Consider the following 21670-nt stretch of genomic DNA (forward strand, 5'->3'; position numbering starts at 1 on the left):
ATACGCCCTTCAGGCCCGGCCGCTTCTGGCCCGGTGGGCGTCCGCTGCGGCCAGTACGGCTTCAGGCTTCCAGAGGATGGGCTCGGGCCGCTGTTCCTCATCCACCGCCACCATGACGAACTCGCCGCTGGTGACAGGCCGCCGGGCATCGGACACGGGCTGGTAGACCTGCACCTCGATCTGGAGGGTCATGCTGGTGCGCCCCTGCCGGGCGACGGCCACGTAGAACTCGATGATCTCCCCGGCCCGCACAGGACTGTGGAAGACCAGCTCGGAGACCTTGAGCGTGAGGAACCGGCGGTTCCGCGACATGAGCGAGGCCGTGATCCCGGCCACCTTGTCCATGCGGGACATCATGTCGCCGCCGAACAGCGTGGCATTGAGGCCGATGTCCTGGTCCAGGACCATCTCTCTCGAAATCAGCATGCGTCCTCCGCTCCCAGCATAGCGGCGCTACCACGCCCTGGAGGCGACGAGGATGGCCCCGGCCAGCCCACCCAGGGCCAGGCCTGCGGACAGGAGACGCGGACCCGCCAGCCGGGTCCAGAGCAGGGTGCCGCTCAAGGCGAGAAAGACCAGGGCCCCGGCGAAGCAGTCCGTGAGCAGGATCCAGCCAGTCTGGCCGGCTTCGGCCTTGTGCAGCCGCTGCAGGGTCTCGACGAGGTTCGCATCGTTCCGTTCCACCTCCACCGTCCGATTGCCCGGTTGGTAGGTGGCCCGGGAGAAGTGGGCATGACCCCCCACCTGGATCAGCCACTGGGCGGAGGCCTTCACCTCCTGGCCACCGAACCGGGCGGGTTTGGGAGGCAGCACCCGTGAGCGGACCCGGCTCATGGGAACCCCGAACCGGGTGGCCAGGGTGCCGGCCAGCGCTTCGATGGTCGCCGGCGGCTGGTCCAGCTCCAGCTGCACCTTGTGGACCTCCACCTGCCCGGCCTCGATCTTCAGGACGGCGCGGTGGTTCTGGAGGAACCCGGTCAGGCCGAACAGCAGGCCGAAGGCGGCTCCGCTGAGCCCCACCCAGGCATGGAACCGGCGGAGGTTGCGCAGGAATGCGCCCCGGCGGGAATCGGATCGGGAACCAGAATTGAGCGTCATGACACCCATCATGGAGCCTCCATCTTCCTCCGTGAAGGCGCAAAAACCAGACGACCCCCGGAGGGGCCGCCTGGTTCCGGTCTGGAGCGAAGGACTACTTCAGCCGCTCCGCGAGGGCCTTGCCCATGTCGGCGGGGCTCTGGACGACGGTGATGCCGGCAGCGGTGAGGGCCTTCATCTTCTCGGCGGCGGTGCCCTTGCCCCCGGAGATGATGGCGCCGGCGTGGCCCATGCGGCGGCCCGGAGGGGCCGTCTGGCCGGCGATGAAGGCCACCACGGGCTTCTTCATGTTCGCCTTGACCCAGGCTGCGGCGTCTTCCTCGGCGCTGCCGCCGATCTCGCCGATCATGATGACGGCGTGGGTGTCGGGGTCATTGTTGAACATCTCCAGCGCATCGATGTGGCTGGTGCCGCTGACGGGATCGCCACCGATGCCGATGCAGGTGCTCTGGCCGATGCCCAGGGCGGTGAGCTGGCCCACGGCCTCATAGGTGAGGGTGCCGGAGCGGCTGACCACGCCCACATGGCCCTGCTTGTGGATGCGGCCGGGCATGATGCCGATCTTGGCCAGGCCGGGGCTGATGATGCCGGGGCAGTTGGGGCCGATGAGCCGGCTCTTGGGGTAGTTGGGGAGCACCCGCTTGACCTTGACCATGTCGAGGACGGGAATGCCCTCGGTGATGCAGACGACCAGCTCGATGCCCGCATCGAGGGCCTCGAGGATGGCGTCCGCGGCGGCCACGGGGGGGACGAAGATCATGGTGGCGTTGGCGCCGGTCTTGGCCACGGCCTCCTGGACGGTGTTGAAGACAGGGAAGCCTTCGATTTCCGTGCCGCCCTTGCCGGGGGTCACGCCGCCGACCACGTTGGTGCCGTAGTCGCGACAGCCCTTGGCGTGGAAGAGGCCTTCGCGGCCCGTGATGCCCTGGACGATGAGTTTGGTGTGGTTGCCCACGAGAACTGCCATGTCATACCTCTCGAAAATGTGATTCCCGGTTCCGTGGATGGACTTACTTGACGGAGGCGACCACCTTCTCGGCGGCATCCTTCAAGTCGGCGGCGACGATGAGGTTCAGGCCGCTGGCCGCGAGGATCTGCTTGCCTTCCTCGACGTTGGTGCCTTCGAGGCGCACGACCACGGGCACCTTGATGCCGATCTCCTTGGCCGCGTTCACGATTCCGGAGGCCACGATGTCGCAGCGCATGATGCCGCCGAAGATGTTCACCAGCACGGCCTTCACCGCCTTGTCCTGCAGGATGATGCGGAAGGCGTTCTTCACCGCATCCTCGGTGGCGCTGCCGCCCACATCCAGGAAGTTGGCCGGGGAGCTGCCGCAGTACTTGATGATGTCCATGGTGGCCATGGCGAGGCCGGCGCCGTTCACCATGCAGCCGATGCTGCCGTCGAGCTTGATGAAGTTCAGGTTGTACTTGCTGGCTTCCACTTCCTCTTCCGCTTCCTCATTGAGGTCGCGGTAGGCCAGCACATCCGGGTGGCGGACCAGGCCGTTGTCATCGAACCCGATCTTGGCGTCCAGGGCGGTGACGTCGCCCTGCTTGGTGACGACCAGCGGGTTGATCTCCACCATGGAGCAGTCCTTCTCCACGAAGAGCTTGTACAGGTTCTGCAGGAAGACCACGCCCTGCTTGAAGGAGTTGCCTTCGAGTCCCAGGGCGAAGGCGACCTGGCGCGCCTGGAAGCCGTTCAGGCCCAGGGCGGGGTCCACGGCCACCTTGACGATCTTCTCGGGGGTCTTCTCCGCCACTTCCTCGATCTCCACGCCGCCTTCGGTGGAAGCGAGGATGGTGACCCGGCTGGTGACGCGGTCCACCAGGAAGCTCAGGTAGAGCTCCCGCTCGATGTCCACGGGCTTGGAGAGGAAGACGGTGCGGACCTTGCGGCCTTCGGCGCCGGTCTGCTTGGTGACCAGCTGCATGCCGATCATCGCCTTAAACAGCTCGGCGGCCTTGTCGGGATCCGTCGCGAACTTCACGCCACCACCTTTGCCGCGGCCGCCGGCGTGGATCTGCGCCTTGACGACGCTGGCCCCGCCGAATTCCTTGGTGATCATGCGGGCTTCTTCCGCATCCTGGGCGACCTTCCCGTCGGGCGTGGCCACCTTGTACTGCCGCAGCAGCTCTTTGGCTTGGTATTCGTGGATATTCATGCTCACTCCCGAAAAGGTCGCCTTCCAGTCTACCGCCCGGGCTGCCGGCGCCGAACCCAGAAGGCTGTGACTCGTGGCATCCTTTGATGGCCCCAGGAGGCGCTCCATGCCCCAGATCGACCGGCTACTGTCCCATGTCATCGCCCGCGGCGGCAGCTGCCTCCGGCTGGTGGCCGACCAGAAGCCCCGCCTTGAACTCAAGACCGGTGAGGTCGTCGACCTCCTGCCCAACCCCCTTCCCGCGCTGATGGTGGAGGTGCTGGCGGGCGAAGTGGTCCCCGGAGATCTCAAAGCCTCCTGGCAGATGGAAGGAAAGGCCCAGTTCGAGCATGAGCTGAGCGGCCAGATTTTCGGGATGCGGCTGGATCGGGACGGAGGGGTTCCGGTCCTCATCGCGGAGTGGCGGGGCCCCGCGGGGGGGCGCCCGGCCCATCCCCCACCCTCCCCCGCGCCCGCTGCACCGGCCGTGTCTCCACGGCCCGAGCGGGCCCAGGGCCACCCCTTGGCGGAGCGCCTGTTCTCCGCGCTGCTCTCAATGCAGGGCTCCGATCTCCATTGCACCTCCATGGAGCCCCCCCTGGTCCGGGTCCACGGGGACATGAAGGAGTTGGAGGGCTTCGAGCGCCTGGAACCGGCCACCCTGCTGGAGATGATGGAGGCGCTGGCCACCCCCGCCGCCTGGCATCACTTCCAGGAACGCCACGATGCGGATTTCGCCTACGCCTACGAGGCCGGGAACTGCCGGCTCCGCGTGAACTACTTCATGGATCGCGTGGGGCCCGGCCTGGTCTGCCGCGTCATCCCCAACGAGATCCCCGATCCCGACAAGCTGGGCCTGCCCGACCCCGTCCGACGGCTCTGCGACCTGGCCAAGGGCCTGGTGCTGGTGACCGGCCCCACGGGCAGCGGCAAGTCCACCACTCTGGCGGCCATCATCGACCTGGCCAACCAGAAGCGGCACGACCACATCCTCACCATCGAGGATCCCATCGAGTTCGTGCATCCCCGCAAGGGCTGCCTCGTGAACCAGCGCGAGATCGGCGCCCACACGGACACCTTCAAGAGCGGCCTCCGGGCCGCCCTGCGCGAGGACCCCGACATCGTGATGGTCGGCGAGATGCGCGACCTGGAGACCATCGCCATCGCCCTGGAGACGGCCATCACGGGTCACCTGGTCTTCGGCACCCTGCACACCAGCAGCGCCATCGGCACCATCGACCGCATCGTGGACCAGTTCCCCGCGGACCGGCAGCAGCAGATCCGCGTGATGCTGGCGGACGCCCTCAAGTGTGTGGTGAGCCAGACCCTGCTCAAGAAGATCGGCGGAGGCCGCATCGCCGCCCTGGAGACTCTCTTCATCAGCCCCGCGATCGCCAACCTCATCCGCGAAGGCAAGAACTTCCAGATCACCAGCGCCATGCAGACCGGGCGGAGCTACGGGCAGAAGCTGATGAACGATGCCCTGGTGGAGTTCATCAAGGACAAGAAGGTCGAGCCCATGGAGGCCTACCTCAAGTGCCCCGACAAGGAGAGCTTCATCGCGACCTGCAAGCGGGCCGGCATCCCCTTCGACCTGAGGCTGGGCGAAGTCGAAGGATAGGCCTCGAAAGGCCCTTGCGCCGGGGGGCCTCCACCCCATGCTGGATACCACGCCCGGGTCGGGATGGCTGTGTCTATCCACCCGGTGGTCCTGTCTCCGGGTGACCGCGAGGTGGAACATGGCCCTGCAGCTGGGGAAACCCCCTCGAACACCGAAACCGGCCGCTGCGGACCGGCCTCCGATCCATCCGAAGGCCCGGAAAGGATGGGCCGTGGTGGCCGTCCTGCCCTTCCTGGACCACCGCCCGGACGGTGGCGATGCCCACCTTGGCGAAGGCATCGCCGATGAGGTGCTCCAGGCCCTCAACCACCTGGAGGGACTCCAGGCCGTGTCCAGGACCACGTCCTTCCGCTACGGGGGTTCGGCCCTCTCGCCGGCGGCGGTGGGCCGCCACCTGCATGCCACGGCCGTACTGGCGGGCTCGCTCCGGAAGGAGGATCGCCTCCTGACCCTGAAAGCGGACCTGGTGGACGTGAAATCGGGACGGGTGGCCTGGTCCAAGGCCTATGCCTTCGACCGCCAGGACCTCTTTGCCACGCTCGACGACATGATCCGATGCGTGGCGTCCGCGCTCCACGTGCCCGCAACCATCCGGCCCAGGTACGCCGTGGATCTGGAGGCCTACGAATGCTATCTGAAGGGGCGGCAGCATTATTTCCGGTTCAATCGCCACGGCATGCGCTCCGCCGCCCAGCTGTACCGCCGCTCCCTGGATCTGGACCCCAGCTTCCCCTCGGCCTGGGCGGGTCTGGCCAATTGCGCGGCCTACACCTACATCTACATCGACCGCACCGAACCCCAGCGGGAACTGGCCGAATCCTGCAGCCGCAAGGCCCTGGAACTGGATCCCGAACTGGCCGAGGCCCATGCCTCGCGCGGCGCGGCCCTCTCGGCCGCCGGCCTGGTCGAGGAGGCGGAAGCCGCCTTCGAGACCGCCCTCCGGCTCGATCCCAACCTCTTCGAAGCGGCCTACTTCTACGCCCGCCATTGCCTTGCGGCTGGCAAGCCGGAGCGGGCCATCGAATACTTCGAATGGGCCGCGGCCCTCCGGCCGGAGGACTTCCAGGCCATCCTCCTCGTGGCCCAGATCTACCACAGCCTGGGCCTGGAGGATGAGGCCCGGCGGGCCCGGAGAGCCGGGCTCAGCCTGGTGGAGGAGCGGCTGGAACACGCGCCCGACGATGTCCGTGCCCGGTACCTGGGGGCCAACGCCCTCGTGGCGCTGGGGGAGCGCGACAAGGGCCTGGCCTGGGCCCGGATGGCCCGGGCCCAGGATCCGGACGATCCCATGCTGCTCTACAACCTGGGGTGCATCCACGCTCTGGCCGGCGCCCCCGAGGAGAGCCTGGACTGCCTGGAGCAGGCCGCCGCAGGAGGGCTCACCCAGAAGGACTGGTTCCTCCACGACGGCGATCTGGATGGCGTCCGGTCCCACCCCCGCTTCCAGGCCCTGATGGCAAGACTCGGGAGCTGATCCCGCCCCTCACATGCTCCGCGACAGCAGCGCCTCGGGGATGTCCCGCAACAGGTTCCCGGTGCCCGCATCGCCGGTCACGGCGGCCAGCTGGGCCACGGCGTTCTGCGAGGCCCTGAGGGCCAGCCCACGGGTTTCCGAGAGCGCATCGTGGCGGACGATGAGGTCCCGAAGTCGGGCTTCCTCGTCCTCCGGAATGGGCACTTCCTCGCCCCGGTCCCAGATGGTTCGGATCAGGGACCGCACGTCGTCCGGCGCCTTCTCAAGCAGGGTGAGCATGGGCAGCGTGAGCTTGCCCTCCCGCAGGTCGCTGAAGGCCGGCTTGCCCAGCTGCTCGCTGGTGGCGGTGTAGTCCAGGAGGTCGTCCACCAGCTGGAAGGCCCGGCCCACTTCCAGGCCGTACTGACGCATGGCGACGCATTCCTCCTGGCTCCGGCCGGTGAGGACGGCACCCGTCTCCGTGCAGCCGCTGAACAGCAGGGCGGTCTTGCGCTCCTGGATGTCGAAGTAGTCCTTCCGGCTGGTGTCCAGCTTGAAGAGCACATCGTTCTGGATCAGTTCGCCCTCGATCATGCGGGTGGTGACTTCCGCGAAGATCTCCATCATCCGCCAGCTGCGCCCTGCGATGGCCTCGTTCATGGCCACCAGGTAGAGCAGGTCGCCGAAGAGCACGGTCAGGGTGTTGCCCCAGAGCCGGTTGAGGGTGGGCATGCCCCGGCGGAGCTGGGCGTGGTCGATGACATCGTCATGCACCAGGGTCGCGGTGTGGATCAGCTCGAAGACGGCGCCGAAGCGCACATCCTCCTCATTGGACACCCCGCAGAACCGCGAGGACAGCATCACCAGCGCCGGCCGCAGGCGCTTGCCCTGGCCGCCACGGACATGGTCCGCCAGCTTCTGGACGACCTCGACATCGCTCTGGAGGATGCGCTGAAGTTCCGCCTCCACACCCACCAGCTTGGGGGCGATGGGGAGGAAGTAGCGGGAGAGGTCGAGTCGGCTCAAGGTCACCCCCGGTAGTTGGTGAACTGGAGGTCCAGCCCCTGGTCGTCCTTCTTGAACAGGGCGATGACCTCCTGCAGGTCATCGCGGCTCTTGCCGCTCACCCGGAGCTGGTCGCCCTGGATGCTGGCCTGCACCTTGATCTTGGCGTCCTTGACGGCCTTGATGAGCCCCTTGGCCTTCTCCACGGGAATGCCCTGCTGGATGGTGACCTCCTGGCGGACGCTGCCCTTGGCCGCGGGTTCGATCTTGCCGTAGGTCATGCTGCGGATGCTCACGCCGCGCTTGTGCAGCTTGGTCTGCAGCACGTCGATGACAGCTTTGAGCTTCACCTCGTCATCGCTGTTCAGCACCAGGACCTTGTCGTCCTTGAGTTCGATCTTCGATACCGAACCCTTGAAGTCGTACCGCTGCCCGATCTCCTTCATCGCCTGGGAGACGGCGTTCTTCACCTCGTCCAGGTCCACCTTGCACACCACATCGAAGGAACATTCACTGGCCATGGCCGCACCTCATCCGGATACACCTTTCAGACTAGCGCCTTGGCTGAACCAAGGAAAAGGCGGAGACGGGATTAACCGATTGGCCTGGCAGTCCCGCCGGACGCCTCCAGCCGCTCCCGCAGCGCGGGCCACCCTTCCCAGAGGCTCAGGAACTGGAAGGCGGCCAGCACCAGGGCATGGTGGATCTCGCCGCGCCGCATGCGGGCCTGCCATTCAGGCCAGGAGCAAGCCCAGACCTGCAGCTCCTCGGCAGGATCCAGCTCCAGCACTCCGTCTGGATCGCAGTCCAGGGCCAGGAACGAGTGGCAGCGGTTGTTCTGTGTGGCCGGATTCGGCGTGCAGGAGCCCAGGGCTACCCAGCGGTCGGACCGGAACCCCGTCTCCTCCCTCAGCTCGCGCCGTGCGGCCACCTCCGGGCCTTCGCCCGGATCGCAGCCCCCGCCCGGGATCTCCAGGGTCGAAGCGTCGATGCCATGCCGGAACTGCTCCACCACCAGCAGGTCGCCCTCCCTTGTGAAGGCCACCACATTCACCCAGTCTGGCCCCTGGAGCCGGTAGAAGGCGTGCTGGCGGCCCGTGTGGGGGCTCCGCCGCTGGGCCACGATCTGCCGGAAGAGGCGGGAATCCTGCCGAACACTCTCAGACTCCTGGGTCCAGGCCGCGTTCGGGTCGAATCCCTCCGGGTGGCGGTGCAGCAGCCGCATCAGTACCTCGGCACCGAGGGATCCAGGCGGCTGTAGGCGTCGATGCCGCCAGCCAGGTGTGCGATATCCGTGAAGCCCGCCCCGCTCAGGAATCGCAGCGCGTGGAGGCTGCGGGAGCCATGGTGGCAGTAGGCCGCCACGGGCCGGGCCAGATCCAACTCGCCCGCACGCTCGGCCAGCTGCCCCAGGGGGATGAGGATGGCGCCGGGGATGTGCGCCAGGTCGTATTCCCACGGCTCCCGCACGTCGAGGCGCTGGACGGTGTCCGGAAGGTCCCGGTAGGTTTCGGCGGAAAGATGGATGCCGTTCTCAAACACGCTGAGGTTCTCCCTGATCCAGCACGCGGCTGCAGATGTGGCGGGTGATGACGTCCAGAGCCGTGCGGTTCTCCACGCCCGTCGGGACGATGAGGTCGGCCCAGCGCTTGCTGGGCTCCACGAACTCCAGGTGCATGGGGCGGACGCTCTGTTCGTACTGCTCCATGACGCTCTCGAGGCTGCGGCCCCGCTCCCGGGTGTCGCGCCGGATGCGGCGGAGGATGCGGATGTCGGCATCCGTGTCCACGAACACCTTCATGTCCAGCTGGTCGCGCAGCTCCGGCAAGGCGAAGAGCAGCAGCCCTTCCAGGATCACCACTTGGCCTGGGGGCACAGGCTCCTCCCAGCCGGTGCGGTCGGAGAGGGTGAAATCGTAGGTGGGCTTGCGGATGCTCTCGCCCCGATGCAGGGCCGCCAGGTGGGCGGCCATGAGCTCCAGATCGAAGGCGTGGGGATGATCCCAGTTCACGGGCAGGTCGCCGAAGCGGGATTTCACCAGTTCCAGCGGGGCGTAGTAGGCATCCATGTCCAGCAGAAGCGTGGCCACCGAGCGCCGCCTCAGCCGTTTCACCAGTTCGCCGGCCACGGAGGTCTTCCCGCTGCCGGAGCCCCCCACGATGCCCACCAGCATCGGCCTGTCGGTCATGTGCCCCCCTTTCCTCCATCCTACCGTCCCACGCCTCTGCTAAGGTTCATGCCATGCATCGCACGCGCTTCGCCCCCGCCCTGGCCCTTCTCACGCTCCTGGCCGGCTGCAGTTCCGAAGACCCCCGGCTGCCCGGAAACCTCTATGAGGAGGCTCGGAAACTGAACCTGGAGGGCCGGAGCCTCGAGGCCCGGGCCATGATGAAGCAGCTGGTGGACCGCTATCCGGACACCGAAGCGGCCCGGCAAGCCACCCGGGATCTGTTCCTCATCGAAGCCTTCGTGAACCGGGACGTGGCCGACCGCCAGAAGCAGGTCCGGGCCGCCCTCAAGCGGGTCACGGACGCCCTGATCCGCTACAAGGCCAAGACCGGCGAGTACCCGGACTCCCTCCATGGGCTGGTCCCGGAGTATCTGGAGCAGGTGCCCGAGGCGCCCTGGGGCCACCCCTTCCTCTACCGCGCCTTCGTCTCACGCCCCGTGGAGGAGGTCCAGGTCAAGCGCGGCCCGGTGCGACAGAAGTTCAACACCAAGCTTGATGGCTACTACCTGGCCTGCCTCGGCACCGATGGCCTGCCCGGCGGCGAGGGCCTCGCGGGCGACATCCTCATCAAGGATGGCGCTCCCTGGACGGATGGTCCCTTCCCGCCCGTGCCCCAGCCGCAACCCCTTCGTTGAGGTGCCAGTGGGCCTTACGGCCAGCTGCGCACGGCGTGCGCAGCTAAACAACATGCGGCCGATGGCCGCATGTTGCAGGTGCCGCCTGGCAAGAAGCTAGCTGACGCCCCAATCCAAAATCACCTTCCCGCTCTGCCCGCTCCTCATCGCGTCGAAGCCCTTCTGGAAGTCGTCGATGCTGAAGCGGTGGGTGATGACGGGGGTGATATCCAGGCCACTCTGGACCATGGCGGCCATCTTGTACCAGGTCTCGAACATCTCGCGCCCGTAGATCCCCTTCAGGATCAGGCCCTTGAAGATCACCTGGCTCCAGTCGATGGCGCAGTCGCCAGGCAGGATGCCCAGCAGGGCCACGCGGCCGCCGTGGTGCATGGCCTCCAGCAGGGACTCGAAGGCATTGCGGTTGCCGCTCATCTCCAGGCCCACGTCGAAGCCCTCGGTCATGCCGAGATCCTTCATCACCTCGGGCAGGCCCTTCTTCATGGGGTTCACGGCCACGGTGGCGCCCATCTTCCGCGCCAGCTCCAGGCGGTATTCGTTCACGTCCGTGATGACGACGTGCCGGGCCCCCACGTGCTTGGCGATGGCCACCGCCATGATGCCGATGGGGCCAGCGCCCGTGATCAGCACGTCCTCACCCACCATGTCGAAGCTGAGGGCCGTATGGGCCGCGTTGCCGTAGGGGTCGAAGATGGAGGCCACCTCGTCCGGCACGTTGTCCGGCACCTTGAACACATTGAAGGCGGGGATGGAGAGGTACTCCGCGAAGGATCCGGTGCGGTTCACCCCCACGCCCACCGTGTTCCGGCAGAGGTGGCGCTTGCCGGCCCGGCAGTTCCGGCAGTGGCCGCAGGTGATGTGGCCTTCGCCGCTCACCCGGTCGCCGGGCTTGTAGCCCTCGACTTCGGCGCCGACCTTCTCGATGACGCCGAAGTATTCGTGGCCGACCACCATGGGCACGGGAATGGTCTTCTGGGCCCAGTCGTCCCAGTTGTAGATGTGGACGTCCGTCCCGCAGATGGCGCTCTTGTGGACCCGGATCAGCACGTCGTTGGGGCCCATCTCCGGCAGGGGAGCCTCCCCCATCCAGATGCCTTCCTCGCGCTTGGTCTTCAACAGGGCTTTCATGGCGCCTCCAACCGCACCATTATCATCACCAACGGCAAGGCCGGCCACCTCCGCATCCGTGCTTGACGATTCGTGAAACCAGCCGATAAGGTTCTTGCAGGCGACCCATGACCTTCCCCTGCCCGCGGTTCAACCGCAACTTCAATAATCGGCTCCCTCGCGCGAATCGCGCGTGGGCCGGCGAGGGTCTCACCTAGACACCTGACTTCCCGGACCACCCCCGATTCGCGACAGCGGATCGGGGGTTTTTCTTTCCCTGAACGGAGACGACCATGTGCGGCATCCTCACCATCCTCGACATCGATCCATCGCGCTCGAACGCCACGGAGCTCCGGCGCCAGGCCCTGGCCATGGCCCGGAAGATCCGCCACCGGGGCCCGGACTGGAGCGGCATCTACAGTGACGACCGGGCCATCCTCGTCCACGAGCGCCTCTCCATCGTGGACGTCGAGCATGGGGCCCAGCCCCTGGTCGACACCCTCCAGGGCACCGTGCTGGCCGTCAACGGGGAGATCTACAACCACAAGGAGCTGAGGCGGGACCTGCGCGAGGCCCACGACTTCCAGACCCTGTCCGATTGCGAAGTGATCCTCTACCTCTACGATGAGCTGGCCCCGAAGGACTTCCTCAACCGCATGAACGGCATCTTCGCCTTCGTGCTCTACGATCCCAAGCGCGAGACCTACCTCATCGCCCGGGATCCCATCGGCGTCATCCCCCTCTACCTGGGCTGGGACCGGGAGGACCGGCTCTACGTGGCCTCCGAAATGAAGGCCCTCGTGGGCCATTGCGAGCGGATCCGCGAGTTCCCTCCTGGACACTTCTACCTGGGCCACGAAGCGGACCAGGGGTTCCAGCGCTATTACGAGCCGGATTGGGCCGAGCCCGGCTACGCCCCGGATGCTCCCTACGATCCGGCGGCGCTGCGCGCGGCCCTGGAAGCCGCGGTGAAGCGGCAGCTCATGTGCGACGTGCCCTATGGCGTCCTGATCTCCGGCGGAGTGGACTCGTCCCTGGTGGCCGCCATCGCCGCCCAGTATCGGGACGGACGCGTGGAGGAGGGCGGCACCACCCCGGCCTGGTGGCCCCGGATCCACAGCTTCGCGGTCGGTCTGGAAGGCGCGCCGGACCTCGCTCCGGCGCGGCTGGTGGCCGATCACATCGGCGCCATCCACCATGAGATCCACTTCACGATCCAGGAGGGGCTGGATGCCCTCTCGGACGTGATCCACCACCTGGAGACCTTCGACATCACCACCATCCGGGCCTCCACGCCCATGTACCTCATGATGCGGAAGATCCGCGCCATGGGCATCAAGATGGTCCTCTCCGGGGAAGGGGCGGACGAGATCTTCGGCGGCTACCTCTACTTCCACAAGGCGCCGGATGGTCCCGAGCTGCATGCGGAGACCGTCCGCAAGCTCCAGAAGCTGCACCTCTACGACTGTGCCCGGGCCAACAAGTCCAGCGCGGCCTGGGGGGTGGAGGCCAGGGTGCCCTTCCTGGACCGGGCGTTCCTGGACGTGGCCATGCGGCTGGATCCCGCCGTGAAGCTGCCCCGGAACGCGCCCCGTCCCCGGCCCATCGAAAAATACCCCCTGCGGAAGGCCTTCGAGGGCCTCATCCCGGACGAGGTGCTCTGGCGGCAGAAAGAGCAGTTTTCGGACGGCGTGGGCTACGCCTGGATCAACGCCCTCAAGGCCACGGCCGAAGGTGAGATCAGCGACGCCATGATGCGGGGCGCGGCGGAGCGCTTCCCGGTCAAAACGCCGGAGACCAAGGAGGCCTACTTCTACCGCCAGATGTTCGAGCACCACTTCCCCAGCGCCACGGCCGTGAACTGCGTGCCGTTCGAGCGCAGCGTGGCGTGCAGCACCGAGACAGCCCTGCGCTGGGACGCCTCGTTCGCGAACCTGGCCGACCCCTCGGGCCGGGCGGTGGTGGATGTCCACGAGGTAGGGTACAAGAAGGACGGGCTGTGACGGCCCCCACCGAGGAAAGCGCCATGCCCGATCCCCATGCCGAGCTCTCCCGCCTGATGGAATACATCAAGCCCGGCTCTGGCGCCCGGGGATCGGGCGAGGGCGGCTGGGCACCACCACCCTTCGAGCGCTACGAGGACATCCGGGATTGGCTGAAGGACTCCGTCATGAGCGCCACCATGTACGAGCGGTTCCCGGACGGTCGCTGGACCATCCAGCTCCTGCTGAAGGAGCAGGATCCCGGAACCTATCGGTACATCGTGCTGTAACCGGCGCCGGCCCCGTTCCGCTAAGCTGACCGGTCCATGCTGCATGATTCCCGATCCACCTCCATCCGGATCCTGGCCCTGGCCGGGTTGGCGCTGCTTGCCGCCCTGCTCTCCAACCGGCTCGCTTCGCCCGCGCGCCGCCTCGCCTGGGCCGGCTCAGCGGTGCCGCTCTCCCCGGCCAGCCCCGGGCCCGCGGCGACGCCACGCCCCGAAGGGATCAGGCCCGAACCCGTGGCCCAGGAGCCTGGGAAGGGCCCTCTGCCCCATTCGGCTCCATCCCGGAAGTCACCGCCTCCCGCCTCGATCGCCACACCCATCCCGGAACCGCCGTCCTCCAGCCCCGTCCGGGAGGTCAGCCGCGACGAAGCCTGGGAGGCCTTCCAGGCCGGAACCCCGTTCCTCGACGCCCGTCGCGGTGCCGAATTCGCCGAGGGCCATGTCGCCGGGGCCTGGAGCACACCTGTATGGGAAGCGGATCTGGAGGATCGTCTGCTCTCCTTCAAGGCCGCCCGGCGACCGGGATCCGAGGATCCCATCGTCATCTACTGCAGTGGCGGCGACTGCCGGGATTCCCACCTGCTCGCCGAGAGACTGCTGCGTGACGGCTACTTCCACCTGCTGGTCTTCCGGGACGGCTATCCGGCCTGGGTGGCGCAAGGCCATCCCATCGAGAAGGGTCGGCCATGAAGCCCCGGCTCCGGCAGGCCCTGCGGAATCGCTGGCTCACCCTGGCCGTGCGGATCCTCCTCGGCCTGGTCTTCATCGCCGCTGCCCTCCCCAAGATCGGGGACCCGCCGGCCTTCGCCAAGGCCATCTGGGCCTATCAGCTGGTCCCCGGCAGGCTCCTGAATCCCATGGCGCTGGCCCTGCCCTGGCTGGAGCTGGTCTGCGGGCTGGCGCTCGTCCTGGGGATCTGGGTCCGCGCCGCCGGGGTCTGGATCGCGGCGCTGCTCCTCTCGTTCACCCTGGCCCTGTCCGTCAACCTGGGCCGCCGTCACCCGGTGGACTGCGGCTGTTTCGGAGCCACGGCCCATCGAACGGAGGCCGAACGCCTCGCGGACATGCGCTGGTCCGTCCTCCGCGATGCCGGACTGCTGCTCCTCTGCGCGCAGCTGCTGTTGGCGTCCGCCGCCCCCCGGAAGCCCTAGCGCCCCGAACCAGCCCGGTTCGGGGCGCCTTCCGCGGACTGGAGGGTCGACCCGTCTACTGGATCACACCCAGGTCGCGCCCCACCTTGGTGAAGGCTCCGATGGCCTTGTCCAGGTCCGCGCGGGTGTGGGCGGCGCTCATCTGCGTGCGGATGCGGGCCTGGCCCTTGGGCACCACCGGGAAGAAGAAGCCGATGACGTAGACGCCCTCATCCAGCAGGCGCTTGGCGAACTCCTGGGCCAGGGGCGCCTCGTAGAGCATGACCGGCACGATGGGATGCTCGCCGGGCAGCAGCTTGAAGCCGGCCTTCTCCATGCCGGCGCGGAAGTAGCGGGCGTTCTCATGCACCTGCTTGATGAGGCCCTGGCTGTCCTTGAGCAGCTCCAGCACCTTCAGCGTGGCGGCCACGATGGCCGGGGCCACCGAGTTGGAGAACAGATAGGGGCGGGCCTTCTGGCGCAGCCAGTCGATGGCCACCTGCTTTCCCGCGATGTAGCCGCCGGAGGCGCCGCCCAGGGCCTTGCCGAAGGTGCCGGTCATGAAGTCCACGCGGCCCATGACGCCACAGTGCTCATGCGTCCCCCGGCCGTTGGCGCCCATGAAGCCCACGGCGTGGCTGTCGTCCACCATGACCATGGCACCGTATGTCTCCGCCAGGTCGCAGATCGCGCCGAGCTTGGCGATGTAGCCGTCCATGCTGAACACGCCGTCGGTCACCACCAGCTTGAAGCGGGCGCCCTCCGCGTCGGCGGCCTTGAGCTGGGCCTCCAGGTCGGCCATGTCCGAGTTGGCGTAGCGAAAGCGCTTGGCCTTGCAGAGGCGGATGCCGTCGATGATGGAGGCATGGTTCAGCGCATCGCTGATGATGGCGTCCTCCTCCCCCAGCAGGCCCTCGAAGATGGCGCCGTTGGCGTCGAAGCAGGAGGAGTACAGCTGGGTGTCCTCGAAGCCCAGGAAGGCCGCCAGCTTCTGCTCCAGCTCCCGGTGGATGTCCTGGGTGCCGCAGATGAAGCGCACCGAAGCCATGCCGAAGCCGTGGCCGTCCATCACGGCCTTGCCGGCCTGGATCACTTCGGGATGGTTGGCCAGACCCAGGTAGTTGTTGGCGCACAGGCAGACCACGTCCCGGCCGTTCGCCTTCATCTGCGGCTGCTGGGGGGAGGTGATGACCCGCTCGGTCTTGTAGAGCCCGGCCTCCTTCAGCTGTTCGATCTCACGGGTCAAGTGGGCCAGGTAGGCAGGATTCACGGCGGTCTCCTAAGCGTCAAAACCCCATAGGATACTGCGGGGTTGCGTGACGGATGCCCGGTTGTGTCACCATCCTTGCGAACTGGAAAGGATCCGATCATGCGCCCTGCCCTGCTCCTGCCCATCCTCCTCCTGACCCTGGCCTGCAACTCCAAGCTGGAGCGGACGAGGGCCGAGGACCTGATCCGCAAGGATTACCCCGTGGTGGTGCCCGTCACCGTGCCGGAGAAGGCCTCCGCCGAGAAGGGCAGCCCTGAGCACCTGCGCCTGGCGGCGCTGAGAGAGAGCCTGGACAAGAGCGGTTGGTTCGACAGCGCCGTCCAGGCCGAGGGCAGCCGGGAGACCTTCAGCTTCCGCCTGAAGCCCTCGGCGCCGAAGGACATCAAGGCGGCACCGAAGGGCTTTTCCATGCCGGCGGCCCAGGCCGTCTTCGTCCGCACCGTGCGGTTGGAACCCACCCGCGAGGGCGCCCGGGTCACCTACGAGATCCGTCTGGACAGCCCCACGGCCCAGTTCCCGCTCTTCCAGAGCCTGCATCCGGACGCGCGGATCGGCCAGACCAAGCAGCGCCACGCCACCTTCGAGCGTCGCCGGGGAAGCTGGGAGCTGACGGGCACGGACGAGGCCTTCCGCAAGGCGGAGTGATCCGCGTTACATCCTCGTTGCTTGGGTCCCGGGGAGCCCTCCATTACCCTTGAAGGCATCGAGGTTCCCTTGGATCACAGTCCCGCATTCCGTTTCCGCCGGTTCCTGAACTGGTTCCCACTGGGACTGACCTACGCGGCCATGTACATGGGCCGCTACAACTTCAACATCGTGAAGAACGACATCGGCGCCTGGTACCACCTGGACAAGGCGCAGATGGGCCTCATCGCCTCCGCCGGCTTCTGGACCTACGGCCTGGCCGTGGCCTTCAACGGCCCCCTGGCGGACCGCATCGGCGGGCGCAAGGCCATCCTGGTCGGCGCCATCGGCGCGGCCCTCCTGAACCTGATGATCGGGTTCATGTTCCTGAACAACCATGTCACGCAGATCCTGCTGAGCATGAGCCTGCTCTGGAGCCTGAACATGTACTTCCAGAGCTTCGGTGCCCTATCCGTCGTGAAGGTGAACAGCACCTGGTTCCACGTCAGCGAGCGCGGGGTCTTCGGCGGCATCTTCGGGATCATGATCAGCTCGGGCTACTTCCTGGCCACCACCATCGGGGCCTGGCTGCTGGCCAGCTTCCGGAGCTGGACCGTCATCTGGTTCGTGCCCGCCGCGGCCATGGCCTTCATGTTCTGCGTGGACTGGTTCCTCGTCCGGAACCGCCCCAGCCATGCCGGACATGCGGACTTCGACACCGGCGACGGCTCCAACGCCGCCTCCGCCGACGAGACCCCCCTGCCTTTCGGCGACCTCATGAAGAAGGTGTTCCACAACCCCATCGTCGTGTCCCTCATCTTCGCGGAGTTCTGCACGGGGTTCGTCCGACAGGGCGTGATGCTCTACTTCACGGAGTATCTCCAGGAGATCTACCACCTCGGGAAAAAGGAGCACCTCTTCTGGTGGACCGGCATCGCTTTCATGGGCGGCGGCATCCTGGGCGGCCTGCTCTGCGGCTGGATGAGCGACAAGCTGTTCCAGTCGCGCCGCCCGCCCGTGGCTTTCCTCTTCTACCTGGTGCAGGTGGTGATGCTGGGGCTGCTGGGCCTGACGCTCGGCCAGGGCACCACGGGCGGCCAGATCTGGGCCGTGCTGCTGCTGGGCCTCACTGCCATGTTCATCTTCGGCGTCCACGGCATGCTCAGCGGCACCGCGAGCATGGATTTCGGCGGGCGGAAGGCCGCGGCCTCCGTGGCCGGGGCCCTGGATGGCATCCAGTACATCGGCTCGGGCCTGACGGGCTTCGGCCTGGGCTGGATCCTCAAGACCTACGGCTGGGACGGCGTCGCCACCCACGGCCACCAGCCCGCCCATGCCTGGGTGTGGGTCGGCTCCATCATCCCCTTCAGCCTCATCGGCGCCTTCATCATGACCCGCATCTGGCACGCCAAGGCCGGCGCCGGGGCGCACTGAAAACAGGGGCTGCCGGGTTATCGGTTGGCGGTCGCCAGCTGATCGAAGGCGGCCTTGAGACCACCGTGGATGGCCTGGACATCGGCCGCCTTCCAGGATGTCTGGTCTTCGCGGACGAAGGTCGTGAGGTCGTTCCGGTTGTCGAACCGGGCCACGGGCAGGTGGTAGACCCGGGTCTCGTAGCGATCGCCTGCCGGCACAATGCGTTCCACGCGGATGGTGCCGGGGCGATCGCTCTGCTCCATGAGCCAGGCCATGTCGTCGGTGCCGTACTGGCCCAGCATGACCTCCATGGGCACGCTGTGGTGGAGGATGCTGCCCTGGCCGTCCGGTCGGCCGCGCTCGATGTTCTTGCGGCGGCTTTCCGCGGGATCCACCCAAACATACAGGACCGCGGCGGTTTCGAGGATGGCGGGCGACAGGGTCTGGAAGGCTGTGTCGTAGCCGTGGGGCGGGCACAGGGGGAAGGCCGAGCCGTGGGCGCCGCCCCGCGCCGCCTCGATCACCAGCGTACGGCCGGCCTTGTCCTGGGCGTTCTGGCGGTTGAGGGTGTCCAGCTCTGCGCGGCACTCGGCCTCCAGGGCCTCGGCCATGCGCACCCGAAGGCGGTGGGGGATGTCGCCCAGGTACTCCGGCAGGCCCACTTTGGCATGCGCGGCATCCAGGCGGTCGAAGAGGTGCTGGGCGGCACCGGTGACTTCGGTCTGGCGGCTCGCCATGAGGTTCGCGTAGTCCTCGTTCAGCAGCTCGATGAGGACAGCCCAGGTCCAGTTGTCGCGGAAGGGGCGGTTGGGCCCGTGGTAGTAGGCGTAGCCCAGGCCGTTGGCCTTCAATTCGTCGTCGATGCGGTGCATGAGGTGGACGTAGGGGTAGTCGTCCAGCTGGAGGGTGGGGCCCATGTGGAAGTCGTTGCGGCACTGGTCGGGGGTCAGGCTGGCCAGGTACCGGCGGACTTCCGACTTGCCCGAGGCGGGCAGGCTGAAGAGGAGGATGGTGTCGAGGAGCTGGTTCATGGGGTCCACCGTACAGAACCTCAAGAATGCCATGCCGGGAGAGAAAGGGAATCCTGGAGGGTTCTCCCCAAAGGAGCGCAAGAATCGAGTTGTGCCGCTGGGCCCTGGCCCCAATGCTCGATCAGGGGCCTTCCCGGCGGAGGCCTTCGCGCCTGGAGGTCCCATGAACACCCTCATCCGCCCGGCCCTTCCCGAAGATGTGGCCGCCATCGCCTCTGTGGGGCGCGAAAGCTTCACCTGGGCCTTCGGCCACCTCTACGAAGCGGGCGGCCTGGCCCGGTATCTCGAGGCCACCTACTCGCCCGCCAAGATCGCCCGAAGCCTGGCGAAACCAGTCAACACCTACTTTGTCGCCGAGGTGGAGGGCCGGGTCCTGGGGTTCCTGAAATTGAAGGAGGCGTGCCTCCATCCCTCGGCGACGGGTCCCGGAACGCCGTGGCAGACCCAGAAACTCTATGTGGATCCCGGCACCCTGCGCTCCGGCCTCGGACGCCAGCTCATGCAGGCCGGCGAGGCGTGGATGCGGGCGCAAGGCGCCGGGTCCACCTGGCTGGTGGTCTATCAGGGCAACGCTTCGGCGATCCGTTTCTACGAGACCTTGGGCTTCCGGCAGGTGGGTGTGGAGTTCCATGATTTCGAGCAGCTCCGGGTGGAGTTCAAGCTCATGGAGAAGCGCCTGTAACCTCCGGCCCGAAGCAGCGGAGGCGGTATGCTGATGGCAGGGTCCTTCCCTGCACCCCAGACCACATCGGCGGCCCTCCGCAAGCGTGGTTCCTTTTCTCCGGAATGTATCGACCATGCGTGACCGCGAGATCGTCGAGCGAGTCCGGGATGCCACGGACCTGCTGGCCCTGGTGGGCCAGGCGGTGAAGCTCCGCAAGCAGGGCTCGGCCCATGTGGGGCTCTGCCCCTTCCACGCCGAGCGCAGCCCCAGCTTCCAGGTGGTGGCCAACCGGGGTTTCTACCACTGCTTCGGCTGCGGCAAGCACGGTGACGCCTTCGCCTGGCTCATGGAGCGCGAGGGCATGACCTTCCCCGAGGCGCTGGAACAGCTGGCCCGGGCCGCGGGCATCGACCTGCCCCAGCGCCGGGAGCGACCGGCGGCGGAAGTCGACCTGGAGACCCGCCTGCGCACGGCGCTGGAGGCGGCCCAGGCCTTCTACGAACGGCAGCTGGAGCGCCACGAGGAGGCCCGGGCCTACCTGCGCCGGCGGGGCTACGAAGGTTCCTTCGTGGCGGAGGCCGGCTTCGGCCTGGCGCCGGATGGCTGGGATCCCCTGGTGACCCACCTGCGGGGCCTGAACTTCTCCGGCGAGCTGCTGGAACAGGCCGGCCTGGCCAGCCGCAGCGAGCGCGGCACCCAGATCGACTTCCTCCGGAACCGCCTGACCATCCCCATCCATGACGCGCGGGGCCGCCTGGTGGCCTTCGGGGGGCGGATCATGGGCGACGGCCAGCCCAAGTACCTCAACACCCGCGACACGGTCCTGTTCCACAAGGGCGAGACCCTCTTCGGCTTCCACCGCGCGAAGGGCGCCATGAAGGACGGAGCCCTGGTGGTGGAAGGCTATTTCGATGTGCTACAGCTCCACCAGCACGGGATCCACCAGGCCGTGGCGCCCCTGGGCACCGCCCTCACCGAGGAGCACCTGAAGCAGCTGGGTCGGTTCACCCGCCGGGTCATCCTCTGCTTCGACGGCGACGCCGCGGGGCGACGGGCCATGGAGAAGAGCCTGAGGATGGCCCTGCCCCTGGGCTTCGAGGTGCGTCTGCTGGAGCTGCCCCAGGGCGAGGATCCCGACACCTGGTGCCTCAAGCTCGGCGGCGAAGCCTTCCGGGACCTGCTGGGGACCGCCCCGGACTGGACTGCCTTCATGATCGACCGGGCCATGGAGGGCAAGGACCTGAGGCGCATCTCCGACCGCATGGGCGCCTTCAAGGACCTGCTGGACTTCCTGCCCTACCTGCCCCGCACCACCGAGAGCCGCGACCTCTTCGCCAGCCTGGCCCATCAGCTCCAGGTGCCGCTGCAGGAACTGGACCGGGCGGTGCGGAGCCGGCAGGCCCCGGCCGCCGAAGCCGAACCGTCGGTCCAGGCGGCGGCCCCCGAGGTGGACGACCTCATCCGCAGCCTCATCCTGATGGCCACGGCGGGACACTGGCGGCGGATCCAGGAGGTTCCTCCCGCCTGGTGGGAGAGCCTCTCTGGAGCGCCCTTGCTCCAGGCCCTGCTGGATGCAGAAGGGGACCCCACGCCCCTGCCCCCGGGCGCGCTGGCCGCCATCCGGCACCTGGAGGCCCAGGCCAGCCACAAGGACGAAGCGGGCCGGGATGCCGATTCTTTATTGGCCCGGCTGGAAAGCCGATACCTCGACCGGGAGATCCAGGCCAACAATCGCCTGCTCCAGGATCCCCGCACCATGGTGGACGCTGCCCTCACGGCCCGGGTCATGACCCGCCAGAACGAGCTGCTGGGCCGCCAGAAAGACCTTTCCCGCCGCCGGCGGGGTCCCCGTTGAGGCCCAACCTGAAGATCCAGCCCTTGCCTGAGTCAACAGATCCCCTATACTGAAAAGTTCCGGACTCGGCCCGGTACATTGGCCGTGTTCTGTTTTCCCCTCGGCCCCCGGGTCC

General features: G+C 67.3%; 23 protein-coding genes. 11 read left to right on the forward strand and 12 right to left on the reverse strand.

Annotation, left to right across the window (positions count from 1 at the left end):
• Positions 1–9: 9 nt before the first annotated feature.
• The 4 genes from MLE43_RS02275 to sucC form a co-directional block, all read right to left on the reverse strand.
• The gene (locus MLE43_RS02275) at positions 10–426 is read right to left on the reverse strand and encodes an acyl-CoA thioesterase (RefSeq protein ID WP_243301306.1); all 417 of its coding nucleotides are present in this window, start codon (positions 424–426) and stop codon (positions 10–12) included.
• A gap of 27 nt (positions 427–453) precedes the next feature.
• Positions 454–1098, reverse strand: coding sequence for a PepSY-associated TM helix domain-containing protein (locus MLE43_RS02280; protein ID WP_243301307.1), 645 nt, complete (start codon positions 1096–1098; stop codon positions 454–456).
• A 94-nt stretch (positions 1099–1192) separates the two neighbouring features.
• Positions 1193–2065, reverse strand: a complete 873-nt coding sequence (gene sucD / locus MLE43_RS02285) for a succinate--CoA ligase subunit alpha (protein ID WP_243301309.1) — start codon at positions 2063–2065, stop codon at positions 1193–1195.
• A gap of 43 nt (positions 2066–2108) precedes the next feature.
• Positions 2109–3266 carry an ADP-forming succinate--CoA ligase subunit beta gene (gene sucC, locus MLE43_RS02290; RefSeq protein WP_243301311.1) on the reverse strand — a complete coding sequence of 386 codons (1158 nt, stop codon included), beginning with the start codon at positions 3264–3266 and terminating at the stop codon, positions 2109–2111.
• Positions 3267–3372: 106 nt separating this feature from the next.
• Here sucC and MLE43_RS02295 point away from each other — a divergent pair, with 106 nt between their 5' ends.
• Both MLE43_RS02295 and MLE43_RS02300 read left to right on the forward strand, forming a co-directional pair.
• On the forward strand, positions 3373–4866 hold the full coding sequence (locus MLE43_RS02295; RefSeq protein ID WP_243301315.1) for a type IV pilus twitching motility protein PilT: 1494 nt from the start codon (positions 3373–3375) through the stop codon (positions 4864–4866).
• 118 nt (positions 4867–4984) lie between these two features.
• Positions 4985–6340, forward strand: a complete 1356-nt coding sequence (locus MLE43_RS02300) for a TPR end-of-group domain-containing protein (protein WP_243301316.1) — start codon at positions 4985–4987, stop codon at positions 6338–6340.
• A gap of 9 nt (positions 6341–6349) precedes the next feature.
• Here the strand turns inward: MLE43_RS02300 and MLE43_RS02305 are convergent, their stop codons facing one another.
• The 5 genes from MLE43_RS02305 to udk all read right to left on the reverse strand — a co-directional run bounded on the left by MLE43_RS02305 (position 6350) and on the right by udk (position 9512).
• On the reverse strand, positions 6350–7345 hold the full coding sequence (locus MLE43_RS02305) for a polyprenyl synthetase family protein (protein ID WP_243301323.1): 996 nt from the start codon (positions 7343–7345) through the stop codon (positions 6350–6352).
• Positions 7346–7347: 2 nt separating this feature from the next.
• Positions 7348–7845 carry a YajQ family cyclic di-GMP-binding protein gene (locus MLE43_RS02310; RefSeq protein ID WP_243301324.1) on the reverse strand — a complete coding sequence of 166 codons (498 nt, stop codon included), beginning with the start codon at positions 7843–7845 and terminating at the stop codon, positions 7348–7350.
• A gap of 71 nt (positions 7846–7916) precedes the next feature.
• Positions 7917–8549: an NUDIX hydrolase gene (locus MLE43_RS02315; RefSeq protein WP_243301325.1), complete on the reverse strand. Its 633-nt coding sequence runs from the start codon at positions 8547–8549 to the stop codon at positions 7917–7919.
• Positions 8549–8866 (reverse strand): rhodanese-like domain-containing protein, encoded by a 318-nt coding sequence (locus MLE43_RS02320; protein ID WP_243301327.1) that lies wholly within the window; start codon positions 8864–8866, stop codon positions 8549–8551. The genes MLE43_RS02315 and MLE43_RS02320 overlap by 1 nt, the downstream gene beginning before the upstream one ends.
• Positions 8859–9512 (reverse strand): uridine kinase, encoded by a 654-nt coding sequence (gene udk, locus MLE43_RS02325; RefSeq protein WP_243301331.1) that lies wholly within the window; start codon positions 9510–9512, stop codon positions 8859–8861. Before udk ends, MLE43_RS02320 begins: the two co-directional genes overlap by 8 nt.
• A gap of 53 nt (positions 9513–9565) precedes the next feature.
• Here udk and MLE43_RS02330 point away from each other — a divergent pair, with 53 nt between their 5' ends.
• Positions 9566–10189 (forward strand): type II secretion system protein GspG, encoded by a 624-nt coding sequence (locus MLE43_RS02330; protein ID WP_243301334.1) that lies wholly within the window; start codon positions 9566–9568, stop codon positions 10187–10189.
• 96 nt (positions 10190–10285) lie between these two features.
• On the opposite strand, the gene tdh is transcribed toward MLE43_RS02330, so the two are convergent.
• On the reverse strand, positions 10286–11317 hold the full coding sequence (tdh, locus tag MLE43_RS02335) for an L-threonine 3-dehydrogenase (RefSeq protein ID WP_243301336.1): 1032 nt from the start codon (positions 11315–11317) through the stop codon (positions 10286–10288).
• A 272-nt stretch (positions 11318–11589) separates the two neighbouring features.
• Between tdh and asnB the strand changes: the two genes are divergently transcribed.
• The 4 genes from asnB to MLE43_RS02355 are packed head-to-tail and all read left to right on the forward strand — an operon-like array spanning position 11590 to position 14716.
• Entirely contained in the window at positions 11590–13299 is a 1710-nt protein-coding gene (gene asnB / locus MLE43_RS02340) for an asparagine synthase B (RefSeq protein WP_243301338.1), read from the forward strand.
• Positions 13300–13322: 23 nt separating this feature from the next.
• A complete protein-coding gene (locus MLE43_RS02345) occupies positions 13323–13568 on the forward strand; it encodes a hypothetical protein (protein ID WP_243301340.1) in 246 nt (81 codons plus the stop codon).
• A 36-nt stretch (positions 13569–13604) separates the two neighbouring features.
• The gene (locus tag MLE43_RS02350; RefSeq protein ID WP_243301342.1) at positions 13605–14255 is read left to right on the forward strand and encodes a rhodanese-like domain-containing protein; all 651 of its coding nucleotides are present in this window, start codon (positions 13605–13607) and stop codon (positions 14253–14255) included.
• Positions 14252–14716, forward strand: coding sequence for a MauE/DoxX family redox-associated membrane protein (locus MLE43_RS02355; RefSeq protein ID WP_243301344.1), 465 nt, complete (start codon positions 14252–14254; stop codon positions 14714–14716). Before MLE43_RS02350 ends, MLE43_RS02355 begins: the two co-directional genes overlap by 4 nt.
• A 55-nt stretch (positions 14717–14771) precedes the next feature.
• On the opposite strand, the gene MLE43_RS02360 is transcribed toward MLE43_RS02355, so the two are convergent.
• Positions 14772–15965 (reverse strand): glycine C-acetyltransferase, encoded by a 1194-nt coding sequence (locus MLE43_RS02360; RefSeq protein ID WP_243301345.1) that lies wholly within the window; start codon positions 15963–15965, stop codon positions 14772–14774.
• 99 nt (positions 15966–16064) lie between these two features.
• On the opposite strand from MLE43_RS02360, the gene MLE43_RS02365 reads away from it, so the two are divergent.
• Both MLE43_RS02365 and MLE43_RS02370 read left to right on the forward strand, forming a co-directional pair.
• Positions 16065–16610 (forward strand): DEAD/DEAH box helicase family protein, encoded by a 546-nt coding sequence (locus MLE43_RS02365; protein ID WP_243301347.1) that lies wholly within the window; start codon positions 16065–16067, stop codon positions 16608–16610.
• 69 nt (positions 16611–16679) lie between these two features.
• A complete protein-coding gene (locus MLE43_RS02370; RefSeq protein ID WP_243301348.1) occupies positions 16680–18023 on the forward strand; it encodes an MFS transporter in 1344 nt (447 codons plus the stop codon).
• A gap of 17 nt (positions 18024–18040) precedes the next feature.
• Here MLE43_RS02370 and MLE43_RS02375 read toward each other — a convergent pair whose 3' ends face one another.
• Complete coding sequence (locus tag MLE43_RS02375; RefSeq protein ID WP_243301350.1) at positions 18041–19036, reverse strand: hypothetical protein; 996 nt, start codon at positions 19034–19036, stop codon at positions 18041–18043.
• Between the two features lie 163 nt (positions 19037–19199).
• Between MLE43_RS02375 and MLE43_RS02380 the strand changes: the two genes are divergently transcribed.
• Both MLE43_RS02380 and dnaG read left to right on the forward strand, forming a co-directional pair.
• Entirely contained in the window at positions 19200–19718 is a 519-nt protein-coding gene (locus MLE43_RS02380) for a GNAT family N-acetyltransferase (RefSeq protein WP_243301352.1), read from the forward strand.
• A gap of 115 nt (positions 19719–19833) precedes the next feature.
• Complete coding sequence (dnaG, locus tag MLE43_RS02385) at positions 19834–21555, forward strand: DNA primase (protein ID WP_243301358.1); 1722 nt, start codon at positions 19834–19836, stop codon at positions 21553–21555.
• Positions 21556–21670 lie beyond the last annotated feature (115 nt).

It is taken from the genome of Geothrix oryzisoli (assembly GCF_022808865.1).
Lineage (GTDB): Bacteria > Acidobacteriota > Holophagae > Holophagales > Holophagaceae > Geothrix > Geothrix oryzisoli.